The organism is Chitinophaga sp. YIM B06452 (assembly GCF_039655965.1).
Taxonomy (GTDB): Bacteria; Bacteroidota; Bacteroidia; order Chitinophagales; family Chitinophagaceae; genus Chitinophaga.
Genome location: NZ_JAWLKY010000001.1, coordinates 2,143,522 through 2,164,670, shown reverse-complemented (window position 1 = coordinate 2,164,670; position 21,149 = coordinate 2,143,522). Strand labels below are relative to the sequence as shown.

Sequence of the window (21,149 nt, the reverse complement as noted above, 5' to 3'; positions counted from 1 at the left end):
CAGCAACTCATAAAAGATCACAATGTCTCAATATAAGAACATACTTCCCCTGGCCGCCCTCAGCCTCCTCTTCGCCTGCAAGCGGGATGTGGTAGAACTTCCGGCCTTTGAAGCCCGCGCCGGAAAAGCAGAATACAAAGCCGGCGACTCCGTGCTGTTTACTTTCTCCGGCGAGCCGGATATCATCACGTTCTATTCCGGCGAGCCGGGTAAAGAATACCGTTACAAAGACCGCACGGATACAGAAGCGGGCGTTACCGAGCTGGAATTCGTCAGCCGGGTGCTGTACGGCAGTCAAACGAACAACCTGAAAGTAGTGGCTTCCAATGAGTTTTCAGGTATCTACGATTCCGCCAATGTAAAAAACACCAATTGGGTGGATATCACCAACCGCTTCACCCTGGCCACAGCGCCGGCCGGCGGTCTCAGCGCGAACACTCCTTCAGGGAAAGCCGATCTTTCAGACCTGGTGGTGAGGGGCAAACCGCTCTACATCGGCTTCCAATACGTTGGTGAAAAACCGGCAGGCACTACGCCAACGCAGCGCACCTGGCGCATCCTGGGCTTTTCGCTCACCGGCACCCAGCCCGGCGGCGCGCCCAACACGCTGGTGAGCCATACTTCAGCTGGCTGGCTGGCGGTAGACGTGATCAACAGGGCCAACAAATGGGCCGTATCCGCAGACAATATCCAGTTTTCACCGGCCAGCACGCTGGAAACTTCCGAAGACTGGATGATCACCAAACCCATCTGGGTAACGAAAGTAGCGCCCGATAAAGGCTTGGCCATCAAGGATTATAGCAAACGTAAGGAAAGCTACAGCTACGTGTTCCGCACACCCGGTACTTATGTTGTCACTTTCGTGGGCTCCAACACCAGTTCAACCGACGTAAAAACTGTTGTAAAAGAAATGACGCTGACCATAGTGCCCTGATATACAACCTTTCCGTAAAATATAGCCCGGCATTACGCGCCGGGCTATATTATTTTTTGTCTTTTTGGTAACTTTATCTGCTTAAAAGACAGTTCATCCAAATGAAGCACAAACTCAGCTGCCTGTTGATAGATGATGATAGGGACGACCAGGAAATATTCAAACTCGCGTTGCAGGATATAAACGGGGAAGTATTTTGCCTGACCGCGGATGATGGTGTAAAAGGACTGCAAATGCTGCAACAGGAAGAGAACTTTGTTCCCACCTACATTTTCCTGGACCTGAACATGCCGCGCATGACCGGCAGGGACTGCCTGAACGCTATCAAATCAAATCCTTTGCTGGCGGACATTCCCGTGGTGATCTATTCCACTTCTTCAGACCCGAAAGACATACAGGATACCAAAGCAATGGGCGCCGCGGATTACGTGGTGAAACAATACAGCATCTCTTCGCTGAAAGAGATACTGAAGCGGTATTTCAACTAAAAACTTAAGGGGAACAACACCTATCACCGTGCTGTTCCCCTTCACATGTCCAGTCTCTGATTCGTTACTTTTGAGGCGTCACCGCTGATCCGTTCCGTACTTCATCATTGGCCTTTTCCATAAGCATATCTCCGGGCTGTAAGTCCCCGAATATTTCCGTTTTTCCATCTGCTTCCCGTCCTTTCCGCACGTCCACCCATTCTGCTTTACCGTTCCTCACGCGGATGACGAATATTTTTTCCGTGCTGTTGGCTACGGCCGTGGAAGGCACTACAAACACGCTGTCTGCCGTGTTGAGCGGGATGCTCACTTCCGCCACCATGCCGGGCAGCAGTTTTTTATCGTTGTTGGTCACATCCATTTCCACGCGCTGGCTTCTCAACCTGGTATCCAGCGTACCGGAGAGGCGGTTCACCGTAGCTTTGAACTCCTGGCCGGGCAGCGATTTCACGGTGAATTTCACATCGCTTTTGCTGCCCAGGTAAGCGGTATATGCCTCGGGTATGGCCAGCACCAGGCGCAGTTTCTTTTGTTCCTGCAAAGTGAACAGCGGCATTTCCGAACCTTTGCCTGAAGGGCCCACATAGGCGCCTGCGCTCACGTTGCGGCTGCTGATCACGCCGGCAAAGGGGGCGCGGATCTCCAGGTAATTGCGGGTATCGGAAATTTCGCGGTAAGCGGCGCGGGCTGCTTCCTGCTGTGCGAAGTCTGATTTCTGTTTGGCCAGCGCAAGGTCCAGGTCGTTTTGCGACACGGTGCCTGGCGTAAGACTGGTTTGATACAGGCGGTCGTAATTAGCCTTGCTGGCCAGGTATACGGCCTCCTGGCTGCGCAGCCGCGATTCCGCGCCTGCCAGCTGGCTGCTCAGTTCGGGCGCTTCCATCGTGGCAAGCACCTGGCCCGCGCTTACATTAGAGCCCACATCCACGTAGAGCTTTCTTACAAAGCTGTTCACCTTCGCGTAAAGGTCTACCTGCTGAAATGCCACCAGCTCGCCGGGCATCCTGAGGGAGGCGGAGAATATCTGTTTTTCCAGCGCAAAGGTGCTCACTGCCGCGGGCAGCGCCTCTTCGGATTTTTTATTATCCGGTTTGCTTTGCGAAACGCCGCATCCGGCCAGCAGCACTGCCGCCATCAGTACACGCGCCGGCGTTCTATTGATGATTGTGATCATACAGGGAGGATATATAATGTTTACTTTCTTTATTTTCTGGATCAAGGGAAACGGAAGCAATGGACGCTTTTTTCTGCACCATGGCAAATACCAGCGGCAGGATCAGCAGCGCAGCGGCTGTGGAAGCCACCAGCCCGCCGATCACCGCGCGGCCGAGGGGAGACACCTGGTCTCCGCCTTCGCCGTGGCCGATCGCCATCGGTATCATACCGGCCACCATCGCAAGGCTCGTCATCAGGATCGGCCTGAGCCTCAGCGCAGCCGCTTCCCTGGCGCTCGCGGTCGAATCGCCGTTGTGTCTTCGCAGGTGCTCCGCATTCGTGATCAGCAGCACCGCGTTGGAAATGGATACGCCTACAGACATGATAATGCCCATATACGATTGCAGGTTGAGCGTGCTGCCCGTGATATTCAGCAGCAGCAGCGAACCGAGTATTACAGCAGGCACCGTGGTGAGCACTACGAATGATACGCTGAAGCTCTGGAAGTTGGCCGCCAGCATCAGGAATATCACCACTACCGCCACGAGCAGGCCGCTTTGCAGGTTATCCAGTGTTTCGGTGAGGGTGTTGCTCATGCCCACCGGCTCTACGGTCAGGCCGCGCGGCAGCTCGCCCAGCGAAGCGATCGCTTCTTTCAGGGCTGTTGAGGCTGTGCCAAGGTCTATATTGTTGAGGTTGGCGGTTACAGACAAGGTAGGCATGGCGCCCAGGTTGTCGTTCTCGCCATACGTGGTTTCCTGTTTGATAGTAGCCACATCACCCAGCACCGGTCTTGCAGCGTTTTTCATCAGCGGTATTTCCGCGATCTCGTCAAGGCTGTTCATTTTATTTTCCGGTATCTGCACCTGCACGCTGTACATCAGGCCGGCCCTTTCATCTACCCACACGTTCTTTTCCGTGAGGCGGGAAGAAGAGGTGGAAGCGATCAGCGAGCGTGTTACGTCGGTCATATCCACGTTCAGCTGCGCCAGGCGGGTACGGTCCACTTCGATGTTGATGGCCGGGTACTTGGTGCTCTGCATCAGCTGTACGTCGCGCATGTAGGATATCTGCTTCAGCTTGTCTATTACCTTGTTCGCATATTCTTCATTCTGCTTTTTATTCCTGCCCGAGATACGCACTTCTATCGGCGTGGGCGAGCCCTGGGCGAGGATCTTATCGGTCAGCTCGATAGGCTCGAAGGAAAGCTGGAGGTCCGGCGCCTGCTTCTTCAGCTTTTCACGGATCTGCTCTTTTACTTCATCCAGCTCAAAATGTTTTTCCTTGTTCAGGCTTACCTGTATCACCGCTTCGTGCGGCCCCGCCATGAACAGGTAGATGGGGCTTACGGAAAACAGTGCCGGGTGCTGGCCTACGTAAGCGGAGGTGATGGAAATATTTTCTTTCCCCACCACTTCTTCGATGGCCTTCAGCGCGGTGAGCGTTTTGGCTTCGGTGCGTTCCATACGCGTGCCTTCTTCGGCCCTGATCCTCACCTGGAACTGGCCGCCGTTGGTGCGCGGCAGCACGTCGCGCCCGATGCCGGAAAGCAGCCATACGGCCAGCCCGCTGATGATCACGAGGTACGCGATCACGATGGGCACACGGTAAGGCATGATCCTGTCAATAAAGCGCATGAAACGGGCACGGAATTTTTCGAAGCGGGAAACTTTCCCGTCCGCGTTGCTGTCGGCACGTTCCACCAGCATTTTCTTCTGGTCCCAGGTATCGTTGTCCGCCGCAGGCACATGCGTTTTCTTATGCCCTTTCATGATCCAGTTGGCCATTACGGGCACAAAGGTCTGCGAAAGGAAATAAGAAGTGATCATGGAGAAGCCGATCGCCAGGGCCAGCGGCAGGAAAAGCGAGCCGGGAATGCCGCTCATGGTGAAAGCGGGCGCAAACACGGCGAGGATACAGAAAAGGATCAGCAGTTTCGGGAACGCGATCTCCTTACAGGCATCCCAGATGGCCAGCGCTTTTGGCTTGCCCATATCCAGGTGCTGGTGGATGTTTTCTATCGTTACCGTACTCTCATCCACCAGGATGCCGATGGCCAGGGCAAGACCGCTCAGTGTCATGATATTGATGGTTTGCCCGAAAAGGCTGAGGAAGAGCACGCCGGAGATGATAGACACGGGAATGGTCAGGATCACGATGAGCGCGCCGCGGAGGTCGCCGAGGAAGAGCACCACCATCAGGCCGGTAAGCACCGCGCCGATGATGCCTTCGCTGATGAGGCTTTTTACGGCGTTCATCACGTAAGTGCTCTGGTCGAACTCATAGCTGAGCGACACATCTTCCGGCAGCTGCGCCTGCAGCCGCGGGAGGGCCTTTTTCAGGTTCTGCACCACTTCCCAGGTAGAAGCATCTGCGGACTTGGCCACGTTGAGGTACACGGAGCGTTTACCGTTCACCAGGGCATATCCGGCGGCGATGTCCGCACCGTCCTCAACCGTGGCCACATCACGCAGGTACAGGTTCTGTACCCCGCCTTTAAACAGCGGGATGTTCTCAAAATCTTTGACATTGCGGATGAGTGTATTCGTAGGAGTGATATAGTTTTTGTCGCCGATGCGCACGTTGCCCGAGGGAGCCACCTGGTTGTTCAACCGCAGGGCTTCCACCAACTGGTCCGGCGTAAGCTGGTGCGCGCGCAGCTGCTCAGGATCGGCCTTGATCACCACTGTGCGGATGTTGCCACCGAAGGGAGGCGGCGCCACCAGGCCGGGAATGGAAGTGAAGGACGCGCGCACGTATACATTCGCGAGGTCCATCAGTTCGTTGTTCGTGCGTTTTTCGCTGCTCAGTACCAGCTCGCCCACAGGGAGCGTAGACACGTCGAAACGCACGATGAACGGGGGCTGCGAGCCCGGCGGGAAAATAGCCTGGGCACGGTTGGAAAACGCGGAAACCTCAGCGGCGGCCTGGCTCATGTTGGTGCCGGGGTAAAAGCTCAGCTTCATGAGCATCAGCCCCTGCACATTTTTCGTTTCGATGGATTTCAGCCCGTTCACGAACAACAGGATGTTCACGTAGTTCTTCGCGAAGAAGGCTTCCATCTGGTTGGGCGTATACCCGCCAAAAGGGTGCGCGATGTACAGCACCGGCAGGTCCAGCTTGGGGAAGATGTCCACCTTCACGGTCCGCACTGCCTTGATGCCGAAGAAAAACAATCCCGCCACCAGTACGAGTATCGTGATCGGTTTGTTCAGCGCGCTTTTGATAAGTCCCATTATCTTGTATAATTAGAATTCGTTGATAAATAACCCAAAATTCCCTACAGCAGCGGCTTTCAGCAGCAGCGCCTGCCACACGTTGCTGTATGCCACCTCGCGGTCTGTCTCCGCGCGATTGAGGGTATACAGCGCCTGCGTTACATCCACCAGCGTGCTGAGCCCGTTGCGGTACATCACTGTTTTCTGCAGGTAGGCCTGCGATGCGCTGCTGATCTGGATGCCGGCTTCACGGTAGTTGTCCAGCGCGTTCTTCATCTTCGCGTCCGCCAGCACCATTTGTGCTTTCAGCTGCTGGTCCACCACGGTCATTTCATTTTCCAGCGCCTGCGAAGTAAAGCGTTGCGCGGCACTTTGCTGTTTCACGCGCAGCGGGCTGGTCAGGTTCCAGGTTACGCCCACGCCCAGCAGGTAGTTGCTGCGGTTGGGTTTGATGCCTTCCCAGTAGTCGTGCGTGAAGGCCGTCTGGTCTTGCGCATAAGCGGAACTGAAGCCGGAGGCCCTGGTCTGCATTACGCTGAAGAAGCTGAATGCCGGGAAATTGAGCGTACGGATATATTTTTCCTGTTCGCGGCTGAGCGCGATGCGGCTTTGATAGAATTGCAGCACGGGATGCGTGTCTCCCCGGAAGCTGAGGGTGTCTGTAACCACGGCGGGCAGGCGGGTGAGGAAGAGGCTGTCCAGCGAAAATTCCTGCGGAGCCACGCCCATCAGCTGCGCCAGCTGGTTGCTTTGTTCCTGTTCCAGGTCTATGGAGCGGGTGAGGGCAATGCGCGCGCTGGCCACTTCGGCGTTGGCGAGAGATGAATCTACGCCTGCAATGAGGCCGTTGCTGGCACGGCGGGTCACTACGGAACGAAAGGTGTCTGCCCTTTCGAGGTTCCTTCTCCAGCTCTGGGTGAGGCGTTGCGCGGCCAGCAGGTTCAGGTAGGCGGCGGCCACTTTCACTTCATGGCGGAATTGTTCCTGCTGCCAGTCGTGTTCGTCGCGGCGGGCCAGTGTTTCAGCCGTTTTCACTCTTTCCTTCATGCGCCCGAAAGCGAAGAATTCCCAGTTGATGTTGGCAAGGTAAAGCGCGCCGAAAGCGGCGTTCCAGTTCTGTTCGGGCAGGGGAAGACCGGAGGATGCAACCCCCAGGCCGCCGAAGCCGTATAATGGTCCGTTCTGTCCGTTCACTGTACCATAGTCCTGCTGGGCTGAGATATTCAGGTTGGGAAGATAGTCCCTCTTCACTTGTTGTACGGTTGCCCTGGAGGCATTCACATAGTTAGCTTTGGCCTTGATCGTGCCATAATTGTTCAACGCTGTTTGTACTGCATCTTTCATGGTCAGCACCTGTGCTTTTGCGCTCCAGGTACAGCAGAGAAAGATAACAGGCAACAGCATGCGAACAGCTGAGCGTTGTGTCATCTTAGATTAAATGAGCGATTAAAAAGCATGGCAGCTTTAAAGCTGGATTTTCTCATGCAAATAGCGCTCATCATTTTGAAGCAATTTTGAAGAGTTGGAAACACCAGGGAAGGCGATGGTGATCACATGCAGCCCGGAGGCAAACTGGTAGCGGATCTGGAAGGAATTTATGTCGCAGATCTGTTTGACAATTGACAGACCGATACCGATGGAATGGTTGCATTGCGTACCCTTTTTGAAGCGCTGGAACATTTCCTCGGGATCGCCGGTGGGCGGCACGCCGGTGTTGATGATGCGCAGGCAATCCCTGTCCAGCACCACTTCTATGCGGCCGTTGGGGATGTTGTGGCGGATGGCGTTGCTGATGAGGTTGTTCAGCAAAATATCCACCAGCGCGGCATGCAGTTTCACGTCCACATCGTCCGCGATCCGGCAGCTGAGCCTCAGGCCTTTCAGCGTGATCAGGTCCTCGAACGTGCCCATGGCCTCTTTGGCGTATTTGCTGAAGGATACCTCTTCTTTGGATTCGTATTCGTTGTTTTCCAGGCGGGACAGCAGCACGAGCGAGCGGTTGATGTGTGTGAGCTTGTCCACCGAGTTTTGCATGTCGGAGATCAGCACCGCCTGCTCTCCCCGGATGTCTGACTCAGAAAGCAGTTCCAGCTTGCTGCGGATGATGGCCAGCGGCGTTTGCAACTCGTGGCTGGCGTTTTCGGCGAATTCTTTGAGGGAGATATAATCGTCTACCGCTTTGTCCGTCATTTTACCCACATAAGTGTTCAGCTCGCTGAATTCCTTGGTGCGCGTTGGGCGGAGTGAAAGTTTCTTTTTGGCTTTCAGGTTGAAGTGCTGGAGTTTTTTGAGCGTGCTGTAAAACGGCGCCAGCACGATGCGCGAAGCAAGGCGCGCGGTAAGCACTACCAGCGCGATGAGGATAAGAAGTTTGGCAATGATGCTGATGCGCAGGCCCGCCAGGATCTGCTCGGAACGGGTTACGTAGTCGCCGGAGGTGATCTTGTAATGCTGCCCGTTCACGGTATGCCAGCTGGTCACGGTTATTTTGCGGTCGTTGTCTTTCAGGTCGGGGTCGTGGGTTACGTCGCGGTCGGTGATCTCGTAGTAGTCGGCAGGTTTGGTGTCGCCCACGGGCACGACCTTAATGCGGCAGCCCTGGGTGTATTCACCGGGTTCCTGTCCCTTTTCCAAAACCTCGCCTACACGCTGGTTCACATGTTTCAGCCTTTCCACCGCAGCTTTGTCTATCTCACTTTTGATGCTCATGTAAGTGATGAAGCTGTTGATGGGTATGATCAGGAGCGTAACGCCCAGGAACCACAAAGTGAATCTGTCTACAAGTTTCATTCGTTATTATTCGTCTTTTTTAGAGGTCGAATGGAATTGCATTTCATTCGTTGATATTAGTCTTTTCCAGATATTGATTATACTCCGCCATTGCAAAGCCGCCAAACCAACGCGGGAGGGATGGCGAAGGAAGGAACATCCCGTCATTGCGAGGAGCAGCAGCGCCAAAGCGGGAGGGGCGACGAAGCAATCCCTTACATTGGATTGATACTCTCAATATTGGGAGATTGCTTCGTCGCGCTTCCTGCGGCACAGGATACCCTGTTGCTCCTCGCAATGACGATCTTTTCACGCAATGACGGGCATTCCCGGCAATGGTGGCCTTTCCTTGTATCGGTATAAACAAATCTATTGTTTAGAGGTATTGAATTTATATCCCAGCCCATATACTGTCCCGATATAATCCGTTCCATTGGCTGCGCTGATCTTTTTCCTGATATTTTTTACGTGCTGGTATACGAAGTCAAAATTAGCGAGATTATCTGTATAATCCCCCCAAAGGTGTGCGGCAATGCTCTGGCGGGAGAGCACGCGGTTTTTGTTTACGATGAAATAAAGCAGGAGGTCGAATTCCTTGCGGGTCATATCCAGCAGGATGTCGTTCACCCTGGCCTCCAGGGTGTCTATATTGAGGCTGATCTCGTTGAATGCAATGATATTGCTGCCGTTAAGCTTTTTGCGCCGGTAAATGGCCCGCAGGCGGGCATGCAGCTCAGGCAGGTGGAAAGGTTTGGTGAGGTAATCGTCCGCCCCTTCTTCCAGCCCGATCACTTTATCGTCCAGGGAGTTTTTGGCGGAAAGGATGAGGATGCTGCTCTGGATGCGTTCCAGGCGCATGAATGAAAGTATCTCCAGGCCATTGCCGTCAGGCAGCATAATGTCCAGCAGCACACAGTCGTACTGGAAGGAGATCAGCCGGTCCTGCGCGTCCCGGATGTTATAGCTTACTTCACAGATATAACCCTCCCTGGCCAGGAATTCGGAGATACTGCTGGCCAGCTCCACGTTATCTTCAATCAGCAACACTTTCATATAACCCTGCAAATTACACAGAAATTTGAAGCAATCTTGAAGCCACTCAACCTTCCGGGTCTTTCGCGTGTTATGAAAATGAACCCAACTGATTGAAATACAGCTGTTCCGCATTCTGGCAGGCGATTTGTATAGCAACAGCCGTAAAACCTATAATATGAAACCATATTCTTTTTTCGTCGTATTGATCGTGCTCTTCGCGGCATCGTGCGCAGGGCCGTCGTCCGAAAAGAAAGCAGAGGAAGGCGAAGCCGCTACCGATGAACTGTCCGCCGCTATTTCCACCATCAGCAACTACGCTACCAGCATAGACGTAAAAGGCTCCAGCGGCAACAAAATGATGGCAGTGCATAATTTTAACCGTGGCGATAATACCTCCGGCGTGGTAGGCGTATTCTCCGAAAAGGACACGCCTATCCGCCTCTACATATTCCCCGAAGGCCCTCAGGCGGATACTTCCGCCGAAACCTGGTTCTACCTCGATACCGTTACCGTGAAGGTGAAGCTGATGCGCGAAGTGATCACCACGCCCACCGGTGTGATAGAGAACAGTTTTTATTTCAACGACGATACGCTGCTGCAATCCGAAACCCGCAAGGCGGCAGACCTTGCCTCGCTGGAAAACGCGGAGATCGTGCCTTACAAGTCAGCTTACGGGGACAAGGATTTCCGTTTCAGCCCGCAGGAGGTGAACGACCTGGCGCAGCGCGCTGCCATTGCCCTCACCATCACCCGCCGCGACCTGAGCCCCGGCGCCAACGACGCCCGCAAGCTGGGCGCCTCGCACTGGGCCACGGGCAATGAACCCGGCTGGTCGCTGGCCATTATTCCTTATAAAAAGATCCTCTACACCGGCAATTACGGCGAGCAGAAAATAGAATTCCCGGCGGCACAGGCGCAGAAAGGCGACAACGACGCCACAGAATTCACCACTTCGGCAGACGGCCATACACTGGAAATAAAATTCGAGAATAAAGTATGTACGGACGATGCGGGCAAAAAAAGCCCAAGCACCGTCACCCTCAAGCTGGACGGCAAAGTGCTGCGCGGCTGCGGGCAGTCATTGTTCTGATCTGAATTATAAACGGGAACCTCCGTTCTGAATACGCTTACCTTGAAAAAAGAAAGGCCACCGCAATGGTGGCCTTTCGCATTATTCTGAAGAAGACATTATTTCTTTTTCACTTTCTCCCAGCCTTCCAGCCCGGCTTTCAGCCAGTCTGCATACTCCTGTATATCCGGCGTATAGGCTACCGGCCAGGTGAGCAGCTGCTCGTCAGGCGTGATGAGCGCGTACAGCGGCTGGCTTTGGTTGATGAAGTTCACCGTTTGCATGGTGGCGAACTTGTCGCCGATGGTCACGATATTCTTCGGTTTGCCTTCGGGGGATACGTATTTGAACTGCTGGTCTTCCGGCAATTTCTTGCGGTCGTCTGTATACAGCGATACCAGCAGGTAGTTCTTCTTGATCAGGTCGTGCACCTCGGGGTCCGTCCATACGTTCTCTTCCATGTTGCGGCAGTTCACGCAGGCCCAGCCGGTGAAGTCGATCAGGACCGGTTTGTTCTGCGTTTTGGCGAGCTGCAGCGCCTTTTCGTAATCGTTGATCACGTCCGGCTCTACGGAACCTCTTTCGTGGGCGGTGTTGCCATACCAGCTGTAGCTCATCGGGGGCGCAAAGCCGCTCATGAGCTTCAGGCGGGCGTATTTGGTGTTGGTGATGCCTGGTATCAGGTACAGCGTGAACAGGCCGAAAACAAGGCCGAAAATGATGCGCACGGGGCCGAGTTTTTTCACGGGGCTGTCGTGCGGGAAACGGATCACGCCGAACAGGTACAGCGTGGTGAGTATGCCGATGATGATCCAGATGAGGAAGAAGGTTTCCCTGTGCAGGATGCCCCAGTGCGTTACCAGGTCTGCATTCGACAGGAATTTCACTGCCAGCGCCAGCTCCACGAAGCCCAGCACTACTTTCACAGAAGTGAGCCAGCCGCCTGATTTCGGCAGGGAACTCAGCCAGTTGGGGAACAGTGCGAACAGCGCGAAAGGCAATGCCAGTGATACGCCGAAACCGGCCATGCCGGCGGTAAGCAGCCATGCGCCGCCATCAGAGTTCAGGGACCCTGCCAGCAGCGAACCCAGGATGGGACCGGTGCAGGAGAACGACACGACTACCAGCGTGAGCGCCATGAAGAAGATACCCACCAGTGTGCCTTTATTGGCCTTGGAATCCGCTTTGCTGGCCAGGCCGGAAGGCAGCGTAATGTCGAACAGGCCGAAGAAAGACAAAGCGAATACGAGGAATATCGCGAAGAAGATGACGTTCAGCCATACATTGGTGGAAATGTTATTGAATATCTCCGGCTCTGCAAGCCCCGCCACGTGGAAGGGCACGCTGAACAGCACGTAGATCAGGAAGATGAAAAAGCCGTACATCGTCGCGTTGAAGATGCCTTTCTTTTTATCCTGGGAAGATTTGGTGAAGAACGATACCGTGAGCGGGATCATGGGGAACACGCAGGGTGTAACCAACGCTACCAGCCCGCCTAGGAAGCCCAGCAGGAAGATAAACCAGGGATTGGTCTGTCCTTCCGTGCCAATGCCGCCCACGCGCATCACCGGGTTTTTCATATCGATGGTGGTGCGTTTGAGGCCGGCAGCCGCATCAGCATTCACTTTCAGGCCGCCCTGCTCGCCGGTAAGATTGCCGGAAGCATCTGCGGAAAAGGTGAACAATGTTTCTTCAGGCAACACTTCTTCGCCTTTGAGGATATAATACGTAACGGTGCCGCGCAGGTCTTTCACCGAGTCGTTGAACTGTACGGTGGCCAACACTTCAGCGCCGTTCTCGTTGTATTTGATCTCCATATCGTCCAGCAGGGGTTCTTTGGCCGTTTTAGGCGCGGCAGCTTCTGCAAGGGCGGTTATTTTCGCACGGGTATCGCTCAGGCTGTCGAGCACGATGCGGGTATTCGGATCATCGTTGCCCATCGTAGCAGAAAACAGCTTCCACCCCGCATCTATTTTGGCTGTAAAATGCAATACAAATTCCTTCTCCCCTTTCTTCTCCGCCTTAAATTCCCATTTCACATGTTTCGGGATGGAATCCGCCTCCTGGGCCTGTGCCTTTGGCTGAAGCAGCAAGACCATGGCGGCTATCAACGTTAAAACATTCTTCATATATATGATAGACTTAACAGATTGAATTAATGATAAATGCAAAAACGAGTTCTTCCGGGTGAAAGAACTCGTTCCGATATGCTGAAAAATATTGGAAATTATTTCAGGTCGAAGGCAAATTCCACTTCAGTTGGCGGCAGGCACTGATGGTCGTCGCAGACCATGAATTCTACAGAGCCTTTCAGTTTGGTGGCGGCTTTACCTTTTACGGTCACGCGCTGAACGAAGGAAACGGTGTTCTCGTAGTACTTCAGCTCAGAATCAAAGTTCTTGTCGAAGGCTTTTTTGAGCTTGCCTACTTCTTTCACTTTGCCCTGGGTGGCTGCCAGCGGGTTCTTCGCGAACTTAAAGCTGGTAGGGATCGGGCCTTCGCCTGCTTCCTGCGCGTACAGGTGCCAGCCTTTTTCGATGGTCGCGGTGGCCGTTACGTCATAGGTCTTAGCGTCTACCTTCTTGGTTGAAAATGACCATTTTACAGGGTCTGCGAGCTGTGCGCTTGCCAGTGCGGGCAGCGCGAAGAGGCACAATGCAACGAGTAATTTCTTCATAGCTTCTTTTTTTTTCTGGTTGGTTGGTGGTTTTGATAGGCCAGGTACTTCCTCCCGGCGTTAGTTGTTATTGATCAGGCTTTGGAATATCAGCTGCCCGTCGCGGTTACCCAGCACTTCGCTGGTTGCTCTTTCCGGGTGGGGCATCATTCCAAATACGTTTCTTTCTTTATTACAAATGCCGGCGATATTCCGGATAGCGCCATTAGGATTAGCAGAATCAACAATGTTGCCAAACTCATCGCAATAGCGGAAAAGAACCTGGTTATTGGCAAACAGCCCGTCCAGCGTGGCTTCGTCTGCATAATACCTGCCTTCGCCATGGGCTACAGGTATCATCAGCGGGCGGCCGGTCACTTCCTTGGTAATGGAAGCATGGGTGTTCTCGCTTTTCATGAAGATGTTCTTGCACACGAACTGCTGGTTCTCATTCTTCAGCAGCGCGCCGGGCAGCAGGCCCGCTTCGCACAGGATCTGGAAGCCGTTGCAAACGCCGATCACACGGCCGCCTTTTTTGGCGAACTCCACCACGCTCTGCATCATCGGGCTGAACTTGGCAATCGCCCCGCAACGCAGGTAGTCGCCGTAGGAAAATCCGCCCGGCAGCAGGATGCAGTCTTCCGTAGAAAACATGCTCAAGTCTTTATCCTTATGCCAAAGGTCGATCACATCCTGGTTCAGGTCGTAACGCAGTGCATCGATCATATCCTGGTCGCAGTTTGAACCGGGAAAAGTAACAACTCCAAATTTCATCTGATAATAATCATTTTAAAAGGACAGATGGGATGGATTACCATCTCATGAATATATATAGTTTTTCGAGGCTATTCCCATGGCCGCGGGGCCATTTTCATATTAACACCTCTGTTAATTTATCTCGGAAAAGAACAAAATTACTGCGCATTGGCCAATATACAATAACCGCTCATAGATTTATGATTCCGCTAACACCATCGGCTTAGTGGGAAAAGTACTGCATTACAATCACATAAGCCAAAACAATAACGTGTATCACGTTCGCTATCGTGTTGTTGGTCACCGTCCAGAACACATTCCCGGCAAAAAGGGAGATGGGCAGCACCGCCAGCACCCAGTAATTGGGGCTGAAATGGCTGCTAAACAGCGGTATCAGCATCGCCACCAGTACGTAGATCACCACCGTAGCCCAGATCTTCCGCCCCTGGATCAGCATCTTTTTGAAAGTGCGCTGCAGCATCAGCCAGCCGGTCACGAAAAACAGCACACTCGTGATGAGGGCGCCCCAGACCTTGTAATCGGTGATCATCGGCAGGTGAAAGCCAATGCGGGGCATGTCCAGGATCAGTGCCGTGCGGTTGGTGAGGAACAACCAGGTGCCCAGCAGGTAAAACGGGCAGAGAATGCCCAGCAGGCCGATGATCCACTCCGCCGGCCTGAACGAGCGCATAATGAGCAGGCTCAACAGCAGCAGTGCCAGGAACAGCACGGAAGGGAAATAGACCAGCCCGCAGAGCCCGAGGGCAAAACCCATGTTGAAAGCCACATCGCGGGCGGAAGTACGCATATAGAGGTCGGAAATGCTGGAAAATATCCAAAGCATTGCAGTATTGACGATCAGGGCGGGGGAAAACACGTTCCAGCCTTCCAGCAGCGAGGTAAACAGCAGGAAGCTCATGGCCGGCAGGTAGGTATCCTTTGAAAAAAGCCGGTGGTTGTTGATGATGCGGGTGAACAGCAGGGCTTGCAGGAACTGCAGCAGCAGGGCCAGGCAGGTGAAAAACAAGGCGCTTTTGCCTGCTATCCCTTCCAGCCAGCCCGTAATCTCCGTGTACAGCAGGCCTTCAGAGCCGTCTGCCTGGTATACGGCGGGATGGATAAGGTAGTAGAACTTGACAAAAAGCAAATAGATAAACAGCAACAATACCGTCAGCGGATTGCCTGATCTGAAAAATTTTATCACGATGCAAAGATGTGATTAAAAGTCAATTTTAGCAAAGCAGATGTAATTCCTGTAAATGCAGGGTATCAGCACGCTCCGGGAGCTGATCTGCTTGCCGTAGCGGGGCATCCAGGTGAAACCTTTGTCCAGGTTACGCAGGGTGGGGCTGCGGTCTACCTTGCCATCCGGCCCGATCGTGTTTTCGGTGAGCACATATTGCCGGCGGTCCAGCGTGTTGAACAGGAAGCGCAGCTCGCTGCCCACGTTCACCAGCATATAGCTCAGGTACAGGTCCGCCCCGTCGTCGAACTGGCTTTTGTGCACGAAGTTGCTGTATTGAAGGTCGCCCTTGTCATCGTAGCTCAGGATGGCCACGTTGTCGTAGTGATAGCGCGTGCCCTGGCCGTCGTTCCAGCCGTAGGGGTTGTAGTAGTAGGGCGAATAAGGTGAATAGTAGTATGGGTTATACCCGCCGAAGCCGCCGTACATATAGTTCCAGCGGTTCCAGGGCTGGCTACGCGATGTGGTATAATAGGCCTCCGCGGTAAGCAGGAAGCCGCCGTTGGCCGTATTCACGATCTTGCGGATGAAGTAATCGTTGAAGGCCGCCGAGGTAGACGCATCGCCGCGGGCGCTTTGTTTCAGCTCAGGGCTGAAGGGAGATATTTTTTCAAACATGCGTTCCCGTTTGGCATAATCCAGCCGCAGCAGGTAAAGCCCTTCCACATTGCCGCGCTTTTGCTTGTAAAAGAAAGCGGTTACCAGCAATTGTTTGTCCTGGTTGTCCAGCTTCAGTTTCACCTCGTCCAGCAGCAGGTTCTTGGTTTCGAAGGGCGCCGTTTCGAAGGAATCTATCACCGCCCGCTTGATCACCACTTCGCCCTGCACGATGTAATCGCGGTTGGAAGTACGGTCCAGCTTGGTAAATACCAGGTCGCCATCGTTGTTCAGCTGGAAATTGCTGAGAAACTGGCGTTTCCCTTCCATGGGCAGGGATACGCGGCTGTTGTTCACGAGGTTGAAGGAGCTATCGTACAGGAAAGTATAGAACACATTGTCGTTCTCCTTGTCCTGGTTGATCTTGTACACCATGATGCGGTTCTTGTCTTCAGACACTTCCACAGAATAGATCTTGTTCTCTTTCGAAAAGTTCCCGATGCGAGTGGAGTCTACCATCACGGGAGCCGAGGTGAAAGTGCCGTCGGGGTTCACCTGGCCGGCGAAGCTGTACACAGCGTCCCTCCGCTGGAACTGGTAGATCATAAAAGCTTTATCCGGGTAGGCGATGAAATCTACGCTGATGAGTTTTTTCGGGAGGAAATCCAGCTTCACGCGGTCTTTCAGCTGCATGGCATTATCGTAAATGGAAATATGGTATTCCCCGCGATCAGCCTTGTAAACCAGGATGTTACCCGCCATTCTGCCGATGATCTCGAATTCGGTGGTCTTATAATCGTCCCGTTCCGGTTCTGAATAGGTGATCTTCTGGGCGTTGGCTACCGTACTGCACAGGGCGAGCACACAAATTTGCACGATGTAACGAATGCGCATGGACAAGTAATATTTAAGGTTAGATACAGGATAAACGTTGAATGTACCAGTTTTATGCATGTTCTGCTTTCAAACCTACACGAAAATTACGTTATTGCAAAGCGCTAAGAACAGGGCGCGATTTATTGCGTAAATTTATTGGCAAAACGTTGGCGTTATTATGATGGACACGGTATTAATTACGGGCGGCACCGGGCTGGTGGGTCAGGCATTAACTGCTTTACTGCTTGAACGGGGCTACCGGGTAACGGTGCTCACCCGCGGAAACAAGGTTTCCGAAACCCCTAACCTGCGGTACGCGCACTGGGACCCCTTCCGCAAAATGCTGGATATCACCGCGCTGCAGGAGGCAGACCATATCGTGCACCTGGCCGGCGCCAACGTAGCCGAAGGCCGCTGGACCAAACGGCGCAAGCAGGAGCTGGTAGACAGCCGGGTGGACAGCAGCAATTTTCTTTTCAGCAGCCTGCGCGAACATCCCAATAAGGTCAAAAAAGTGATCAGCGCCTCCGCCACGGGCTATTACGGCCCCTATACCGGCAAACCCTTTACAGAAAACGATCCCCCGGCAGATGACTTCCTCGGCACCACCTGCAAAGCCTGGGAAGGCAGTGTGCGGCAGATAGAAACGCTCGGCAAAAAAGTGATCATCCTGCGCACTGGCATTGTGCTGAGCCTGAAAGGCGGCGCCCTGAAGGAATTCCACAGGCCTGCAAAGCTCGGCTTCGCTACCGTCATGGGCAGCGGCGAGCAGTTCATCAGCTGGATCCACCTGCAGGACCTGGTGCGCCTTTACCACAACGCCATCGCAAATGACCAGCTGCAGGGCGTTTACAACGCAGTGTCTCCCCGCCCTGTGACCAACCGGGAGTTGGTGCAGGCGCTGGCTCGCGCCGTAAAAGGCAACAGTTTCATTACCGTGCATGTGCCGGCCTTTGCGCTGAAAATGGCGCTGGGCGAAATGAGTGTTGAGGTGCTGAAAAGCGTAAAGGTCTCTTCTGAAAAAATACAGCAGACGGGGTTTGCATTCTCCTACCCTGATGTGGACAGCGCCGTGAAACAGATCGTTTCGAACCCCTGATTTTAAGCTCCCAGTGCGGCTTCCAGGGCTTTAGCCTTCAGCAGGCATTCTTCCCATTCCTTTTCCGGGTCGCTGTAAAAAGTGATGGCGGAGCCTGTCTGGAAAGAGATGTACGGGCTTTGGGCGTTGTACAGGATGCTGCGTATCACGACGTTGAAATCAAAATCCCCTTCCGGCGTAATGTAGCCGACCGCGCCGGAAAACAGTCCCCGCCTGGTTCTTTCGTATTGTTCGATCAGTTCCATCACCCGCAGTTTGGGCGCGCCGGTCATGGAGCCCATGGGAAAGGCGTGTTTGATCGCGTCCGTGAAATGGTGTTCAGGGCTCAGTGTAGCCGTTACCGTAGAGATCATGTGGTGCACCTGCGGGAAGGTGTAGATGCCGAAAAGCTCTTCCACCCGCACAGAGCCCTGCACGGCGGTCTTGGAGAGGTCGTTGCGCACGAGGTCCACGATCATTACGTTCTCCGATCGCTCCTTCGGGCTGTTGCGGAGCGCCTGCTGCAATACGGCATCTGCCTGCGCATCGGCCGCGCGGCGGGCGGTGCCTTTGATGGGCTGGCTGATGATGGTATCGCCTTTTTTGCGCAGGAAACGCTCGGGGCTGGAGCAGGCCAGGTAGCGATGGCCGTTGCGGTAATAAGCTGCGAAGGGCGAAGGAGAAAGGGCGTTGAGCCGGAGGAACAGTGCCAGCGGGTCGGCAACGACCTTGTGAGCGAACTGTTCGCGGCAGAAATTCACTTCATAACAATCGCCTTTGCGGATATGCTCCTGGAGGGCTTTTACAGCGCCGAGGTAGGCAGTGCGGTCCAGGTAGGCGCCGAGGGCAGAAACGGGGCTGGTATTGACCAGAGAAGGCGTGTTTTGCGCCAGGCAGTCCCGGTATATTTCACGGGCCTCGTTTTCGGTGAGGGCAATGCCGCTGATGCTGAGCTCGTGCTGGCGAAGGGTGAGCAGGTAGCGCGGGCGGAAAAAGGCCATATCAGGGAAGCCGATACCGTCAGGATGGGTGGAGTGGAGCTTTTCCGTTTCGTTCTTGAGATCGTAGCCGAGATGGCCGAAGAGCCAGCCGGGATTGGCGGAATGAAATTCCTTCAGCTGGCGGAATGCAGTACCGGCACCGCATTGCAGCACTTCCACCGCATCTGCGGCCAGCAGTGCTTCAGCGCCGGAACCGGCAAGCCGGTAATCGTTATTGTCCAAAAAACAACAAATGTTGAACCGGTTACCCCAGCTCAACATTTGCTGTTTAAATGCGCTTATATTTTCAACAGGAAAACTGTATGATAGCACGCTTATGGCTTAGAAATCATCGTCGTCGTCATCATCAAAGCGGTCGTTGAACATGCCCATGTCCTTGAAATCATCGTCCAGGTCCAGGTCATCGTCGTCAGAGCCTTTTTTGGTGCTGGGGCGGCCGCGTTTGTTTTTCGGCTTGGGCATATCAAATTCCTCGAAGTCAGGATCGTAGTCTTCGTCTTCTCCTTTTTCCCAGGCATCATCATCATCGTCCGCATCATCATCGTCGTCTATATCGTCATCATCGTCGTCGTCGTCTTTTTTCTTCTTGGCGGCGGCTTTGGCGGGACGGCCTCTTTTGGGAGCAGCGTCATCGTCCGCGTCTTCATCGTCGTCATCATCCTCGTCGTCTTTCTTTTTGGATGTTGCCGCAAGCTTATCTGATTTTTTAGAAGCAGCAGACTTACGGGGAGATTCCTCCTCATCTTCATCCTCATCCTCGTCTACTTCTTTCTTAGGCTTGGCACTGGTTTTCTTTTCAGAAGCTTTGTCAGTCTTAGGCGAAGTAGGTTTTTTAGTCTCTTTTTCTTTATCAGATTTTGATTTCATAATGGTACGTTACTATTAGATTCTAAGGTAAAGTTTTAACAGTTTTTTTGATTCGCCAAATTTTTTTTTGACTGTTTTTTTTGTATTTTTTTGACTTTACTTTTCGAGTATCTGATCCCTGCCAGGGCCGTTGGACACGTATTGTACGGGCACGCCCAGGTAGCTTTCCACAAAAGATAAGAAATTTTTCATTTCCACGGGTAATGTGTTGTAGCTGTTACTTTTTGCAGTGGGCTCCGACCATCCGGGGAAGCTTTGCAGTACCGGTTTGATGGGTACGCCACAGATGTTGAACGGCATTTCGTTAGTCTGCTGGCCGTCAATCTCATATGCCGTGCAGGCCTGTACGGTGGGGAATTCGTCCAGCACGTCGCTTTTGGTCATTACCAGCTGGGTAACGCCGCTGAGCATGCAGGTATAGTCCAGCGCCACGAGGTCTATCCATCCGCAGCGGCGGGGGCGGCCTGTGGTAGCGCCAAATTCATGGCCTGCCTGGCGCAGCTTTTCGCCGGTTTCATCTTCCAGCTCGGTAGGGAATGGGCCGCCGCCTACGCGGGTGCAATAGGCTTTGGTAACGCCGATCACTTCACGGATCCATTTGGGCGCGAGGCCCAGGCCGGTGCAAACGCCGGCGGAAATGGTATTGGAAGAGGTTACGAAGGGATAAGTGCCGAAATCCACGTCGAGCATGCTGCCCTGCGCGCCTTCCGCCAGCACTTTTTTACCGGCTTTGAGGTGTTCGTTCAGCCAGTATTCGCCGCGCACGATATTCATTTTGCGGAGGAATTCAACGGCATCCCAAAATTCAGCTTCCCATTCTGCAATGTCTTCACTGAAATTATAATTGGCCAGCAGCTGCAGGTGCTTGGTTTTGAGCTTTTCGTAAGAGGCCTGGAAATCCGGGTTCAGCACGTCTCCCACGCGGAGGCCGTTGCGGCCGGTCTTGTCCATATACGCAGGCCCGATGCCTTTGAGCGTGGAGCCGATTTTCTCCTGGCCTTTGGACAGTTCGGAGGCTTTATCCAGCGCGCGGTGGCTGGGAACAATGATATGTGTCTTTTCAGCGATAAAGAGGTTTTTGCCGAGGTCGATGCCCAGCGCGCTCACTTTTTCGCATTCTTTTTTGAAAGTAACGGGGTCCAGCACCACGCCGTTGCCGATGAGGTTCAGGGTGTTGGTATGAAAAACGCCGGACGGAATGGTATGCAATACCACTTTCTGGCCATTAACATACAAGGTATGCCCCGCGTTGGGGCCTCCCTGGAAACGGGCGATAACGTCATATTTGCCCGCGAAGTAATCCACGATCTTGCCTTTCCCTTCATCGCCCCATTGCAGCCCCAGCAGAACATCTACCATTGTTGATATGTGATTTTATGTTTAAAAGAAGAGGCAAAAATAAGGCGA

The 21,149-nt window shown here is 53.6% G+C and carries 18 protein-coding genes; 5 read left to right on the top strand and 13 right to left on the bottom strand.

The window, feature by feature from the left end; genetic code table 11:
- Window positions 1–22: 22 nt before the first annotated feature.
- Together R3I13_RS08745 and R3I13_RS08740 are read left to right on the top strand one after the other, a co-directional pair.
- A complete protein-coding gene (locus R3I13_RS08745) occupies window positions 23–934 on the top strand; it encodes a DUF5017 domain-containing protein (protein ID WP_346317546.1) in 912 nt (303 codons plus the stop codon).
- A 101-nt stretch (window positions 935–1,035) separates the two neighbouring features.
- Window positions 1,036–1,422, top strand: coding sequence for a response regulator (locus R3I13_RS08740; protein ID WP_346317545.1), 387 nt, complete (start codon window positions 1,036–1,038; stop codon window positions 1,420–1,422).
- 64 nt (window positions 1,423–1,486) lie between these two features.
- Here R3I13_RS08740 and R3I13_RS08735 read toward each other — a convergent pair whose 3' ends face one another.
- The 4 genes from R3I13_RS08735 to R3I13_RS08720 are packed head-to-tail and all read right to left on the bottom strand — an operon-like array spanning window position 1,487 to window position 8,585.
- On the bottom strand, window positions 1,487–2,596 hold the full coding sequence (locus R3I13_RS08735; protein ID WP_346317544.1) for an efflux RND transporter periplasmic adaptor subunit: 1,110 nt from the start codon (window positions 2,594–2,596) through the stop codon (window positions 1,487–1,489).
- Window positions 2,577–5,813: an efflux RND transporter permease subunit gene (locus tag R3I13_RS08730; RefSeq protein WP_346317543.1), complete on the bottom strand. Its 3,237-nt coding sequence runs from the start codon at window positions 5,811–5,813 to the stop codon at window positions 2,577–2,579. Before R3I13_RS08730 ends, R3I13_RS08735 begins: the two co-directional genes overlap by 20 nt.
- Window positions 5,814–5,825: 12 nt before the next feature.
- Window positions 5,826–7,223: a TolC family protein gene (locus tag R3I13_RS08725; protein WP_346317542.1), complete on the bottom strand. Its 1,398-nt coding sequence runs from the start codon at window positions 7,221–7,223 to the stop codon at window positions 5,826–5,828.
- A 36-nt stretch (window positions 7,224–7,259) separates the two neighbouring features.
- The gene (locus tag R3I13_RS08720; protein WP_346317541.1) at window positions 7,260–8,585 is read right to left on the bottom strand and encodes a HAMP domain-containing sensor histidine kinase; all 1,326 of its coding nucleotides are present in this window, start codon (window positions 8,583–8,585) and stop codon (window positions 7,260–7,262) included.
- 90 nt (window positions 8,586–8,675) lie between these two features.
- Between R3I13_RS08720 and R3I13_RS08715 the strand changes: the two genes are divergently transcribed.
- On the top strand, window positions 8,676–8,927 hold the full coding sequence (locus R3I13_RS08715; RefSeq protein ID WP_346317540.1) for a hypothetical protein: 252 nt from the start codon (window positions 8,676–8,678) through the stop codon (window positions 8,925–8,927).
- Window positions 8,928–8,933: 6 nt separating this feature from the next.
- On the opposite strand, the gene R3I13_RS08710 is transcribed toward R3I13_RS08715, so the two are convergent.
- The gene (locus R3I13_RS08710; RefSeq protein WP_346317539.1) at window positions 8,934–9,617 is read right to left on the bottom strand and encodes a response regulator transcription factor; all 684 of its coding nucleotides are present in this window, start codon (window positions 9,615–9,617) and stop codon (window positions 8,934–8,936) included.
- Between the two features lie 157 nt (window positions 9,618–9,774).
- Here R3I13_RS08710 and R3I13_RS08705 point away from each other — a divergent pair, with 157 nt between their 5' ends.
- The gene (locus R3I13_RS08705) at window positions 9,775–10,689 is read left to right on the top strand and encodes a hypothetical protein (protein ID WP_346317538.1); all 915 of its coding nucleotides are present in this window, start codon (window positions 9,775–9,777) and stop codon (window positions 10,687–10,689) included.
- Between the two features lie 98 nt (window positions 10,690–10,787).
- Here the strand turns inward: R3I13_RS08705 and R3I13_RS08700 are convergent, their stop codons facing one another.
- The 5 genes from R3I13_RS08700 to R3I13_RS08680 all read right to left on the bottom strand — a co-directional run bounded on the left by R3I13_RS08700 (window position 10,788) and on the right by R3I13_RS08680 (window position 16,814).
- On the bottom strand, window positions 10,788–12,797 hold the full coding sequence (locus tag R3I13_RS08700; RefSeq protein ID WP_346317537.1) for a cytochrome c biogenesis protein CcdA: 2,010 nt from the start codon (window positions 12,795–12,797) through the stop codon (window positions 10,788–10,790).
- Between the two features lie 98 nt (window positions 12,798–12,895).
- Window positions 12,896–13,345 carry a protein-disulfide reductase DsbD domain-containing protein gene (locus tag R3I13_RS08695; RefSeq protein ID WP_346317536.1) on the bottom strand — a complete coding sequence of 150 codons (450 nt, stop codon included), beginning with the start codon at window positions 13,343–13,345 and terminating at the stop codon, window positions 12,896–12,898.
- Between the two features lie 60 nt (window positions 13,346–13,405).
- The gene (gene purQ, locus R3I13_RS08690) at window positions 13,406–14,098 is read right to left on the bottom strand and encodes a phosphoribosylformylglycinamidine synthase subunit PurQ (RefSeq protein ID WP_346317535.1); all 693 of its coding nucleotides are present in this window, start codon (window positions 14,096–14,098) and stop codon (window positions 13,406–13,408) included.
- A gap of 205 nt (window positions 14,099–14,303) precedes the next feature.
- Window positions 14,304–15,284 (bottom strand): hypothetical protein, encoded by a 981-nt coding sequence (locus tag R3I13_RS08685; RefSeq protein WP_346317534.1) that lies wholly within the window; start codon window positions 15,282–15,284, stop codon window positions 14,304–14,306.
- A 15-nt stretch (window positions 15,285–15,299) separates the two neighbouring features.
- Window positions 15,300–16,814, bottom strand: coding sequence for a hypothetical protein (locus tag R3I13_RS08680; RefSeq protein WP_346317533.1), 1,515 nt, complete (start codon window positions 16,812–16,814; stop codon window positions 15,300–15,302).
- A 160-nt stretch (window positions 16,815–16,974) separates the two neighbouring features.
- On the opposite strand from R3I13_RS08680, the gene R3I13_RS08675 reads away from it, so the two are divergent.
- Entirely contained in the window at window positions 16,975–17,895 is a 921-nt protein-coding gene (locus tag R3I13_RS08675) for a TIGR01777 family oxidoreductase (protein ID WP_346317532.1), read from the top strand.
- 2 nt (window positions 17,896–17,897) lie between these two features.
- Here the strand turns inward: R3I13_RS08675 and R3I13_RS08670 are convergent, their stop codons facing one another.
- The 3 genes from R3I13_RS08670 to R3I13_RS08660 all read right to left on the bottom strand — a co-directional run bounded on the left by R3I13_RS08670 (window position 17,898) and on the right by R3I13_RS08660 (window position 21,101).
- Window positions 17,898–19,097, bottom strand: a complete 1,200-nt coding sequence (locus tag R3I13_RS08670) for an anthranilate synthase component I family protein (RefSeq protein WP_346317531.1) — start codon at window positions 19,095–19,097, stop codon at window positions 17,898–17,900.
- A gap of 99 nt (window positions 19,098–19,196) precedes the next feature.
- Window positions 19,197–19,742, bottom strand: coding sequence for a hypothetical protein (locus tag R3I13_RS08665; protein ID WP_346317530.1), 546 nt, complete (start codon window positions 19,740–19,742; stop codon window positions 19,197–19,199).
- Window positions 19,743–19,838: 96 nt separating this feature from the next.
- Window positions 19,839–21,101 carry an adenylosuccinate synthase gene (locus R3I13_RS08660; RefSeq protein ID WP_346317529.1) on the bottom strand — a complete coding sequence of 421 codons (1,263 nt, stop codon included), beginning with the start codon at window positions 21,099–21,101 and terminating at the stop codon, window positions 19,839–19,841.
- Window positions 21,102–21,149 lie beyond the last annotated feature (48 nt).

Bases quoted from the DNA above. Each gene is read 5' to 3' on its own strand.
- R3I13_RS08745 (WP_346317546.1), top strand. From the start codon at position 23: ATGTCTCAATATAAGAACATACTTCCCCTGGCCGCCCTCAGCCTCCTC.
- R3I13_RS08740 (WP_346317545.1), top strand. From the start codon at position 1,036: ATGAAGCACAAACTCAGCTGCCTGTTGATAGATGATGATAGGGACGAC.
- R3I13_RS08735 (WP_346317544.1), bottom strand. From the start codon at position 2,596: ATGATCACAATCATCAATAGAACGCCGGCGCGTGTACTGATGGCGGCA.
- R3I13_RS08730 (WP_346317543.1), bottom strand. From the start codon at position 5,813: ATGGGACTTATCAAAAGCGCGCTGAACAAACCGATCACGATACTCGTA.
- R3I13_RS08725 (WP_346317542.1), bottom strand. From the start codon at position 7,223: ATGACACAACGCTCAGCTGTTCGCATGCTGTTGCCTGTTATCTTTCTC.
- R3I13_RS08720 (WP_346317541.1), bottom strand. From the start codon at position 8,585: ATGAAACTTGTAGACAGATTCACTTTGTGGTTCCTGGGCGTTACGCTC.
- R3I13_RS08710 (WP_346317539.1), bottom strand. From the start codon at position 9,617: ATGAAAGTGTTGCTGATTGAAGATAACGTGGAGCTGGCCAGCAGTATC.
- R3I13_RS08705 (WP_346317538.1), top strand. From the start codon at position 9,775: ATGAAACCATATTCTTTTTTCGTCGTATTGATCGTGCTCTTCGCGGCA.
- R3I13_RS08700 (WP_346317537.1), bottom strand. From the start codon at position 12,797: ATGAAGAATGTTTTAACGTTGATAGCCGCCATGGTCTTGCTGCTTCAG.
- R3I13_RS08695 (WP_346317536.1), bottom strand. From the start codon at position 13,345: ATGAAGAAATTACTCGTTGCATTGTGCCTCTTCGCGCTGCCCGCACTG.
- purQ (WP_346317535.1), bottom strand. From the start codon at position 14,098: ATGAAATTTGGAGTTGTTACTTTTCCCGGTTCAAACTGCGACCAGGAT.
- R3I13_RS08680 (WP_346317533.1), bottom strand. From the start codon at position 16,814: ATGCGCATTCGTTACATCGTGCAAATTTGTGTGCTCGCCCTGTGCAGT.
- R3I13_RS08675 (WP_346317532.1), top strand. From the start codon at position 16,975: ATGATGGACACGGTATTAATTACGGGCGGCACCGGGCTGGTGGGTCAG.
- R3I13_RS08665 (WP_346317530.1), bottom strand. From the start codon at position 19,742: ATGAAATCAAAATCTGATAAAGAAAAAGAGACTAAAAAACCTACTTCG.
- R3I13_RS08660 (WP_346317529.1), bottom strand. From the start codon at position 21,101: ATGGTAGATGTTCTGCTGGGGCTGCAATGGGGCGATGAAGGGAAAGGC.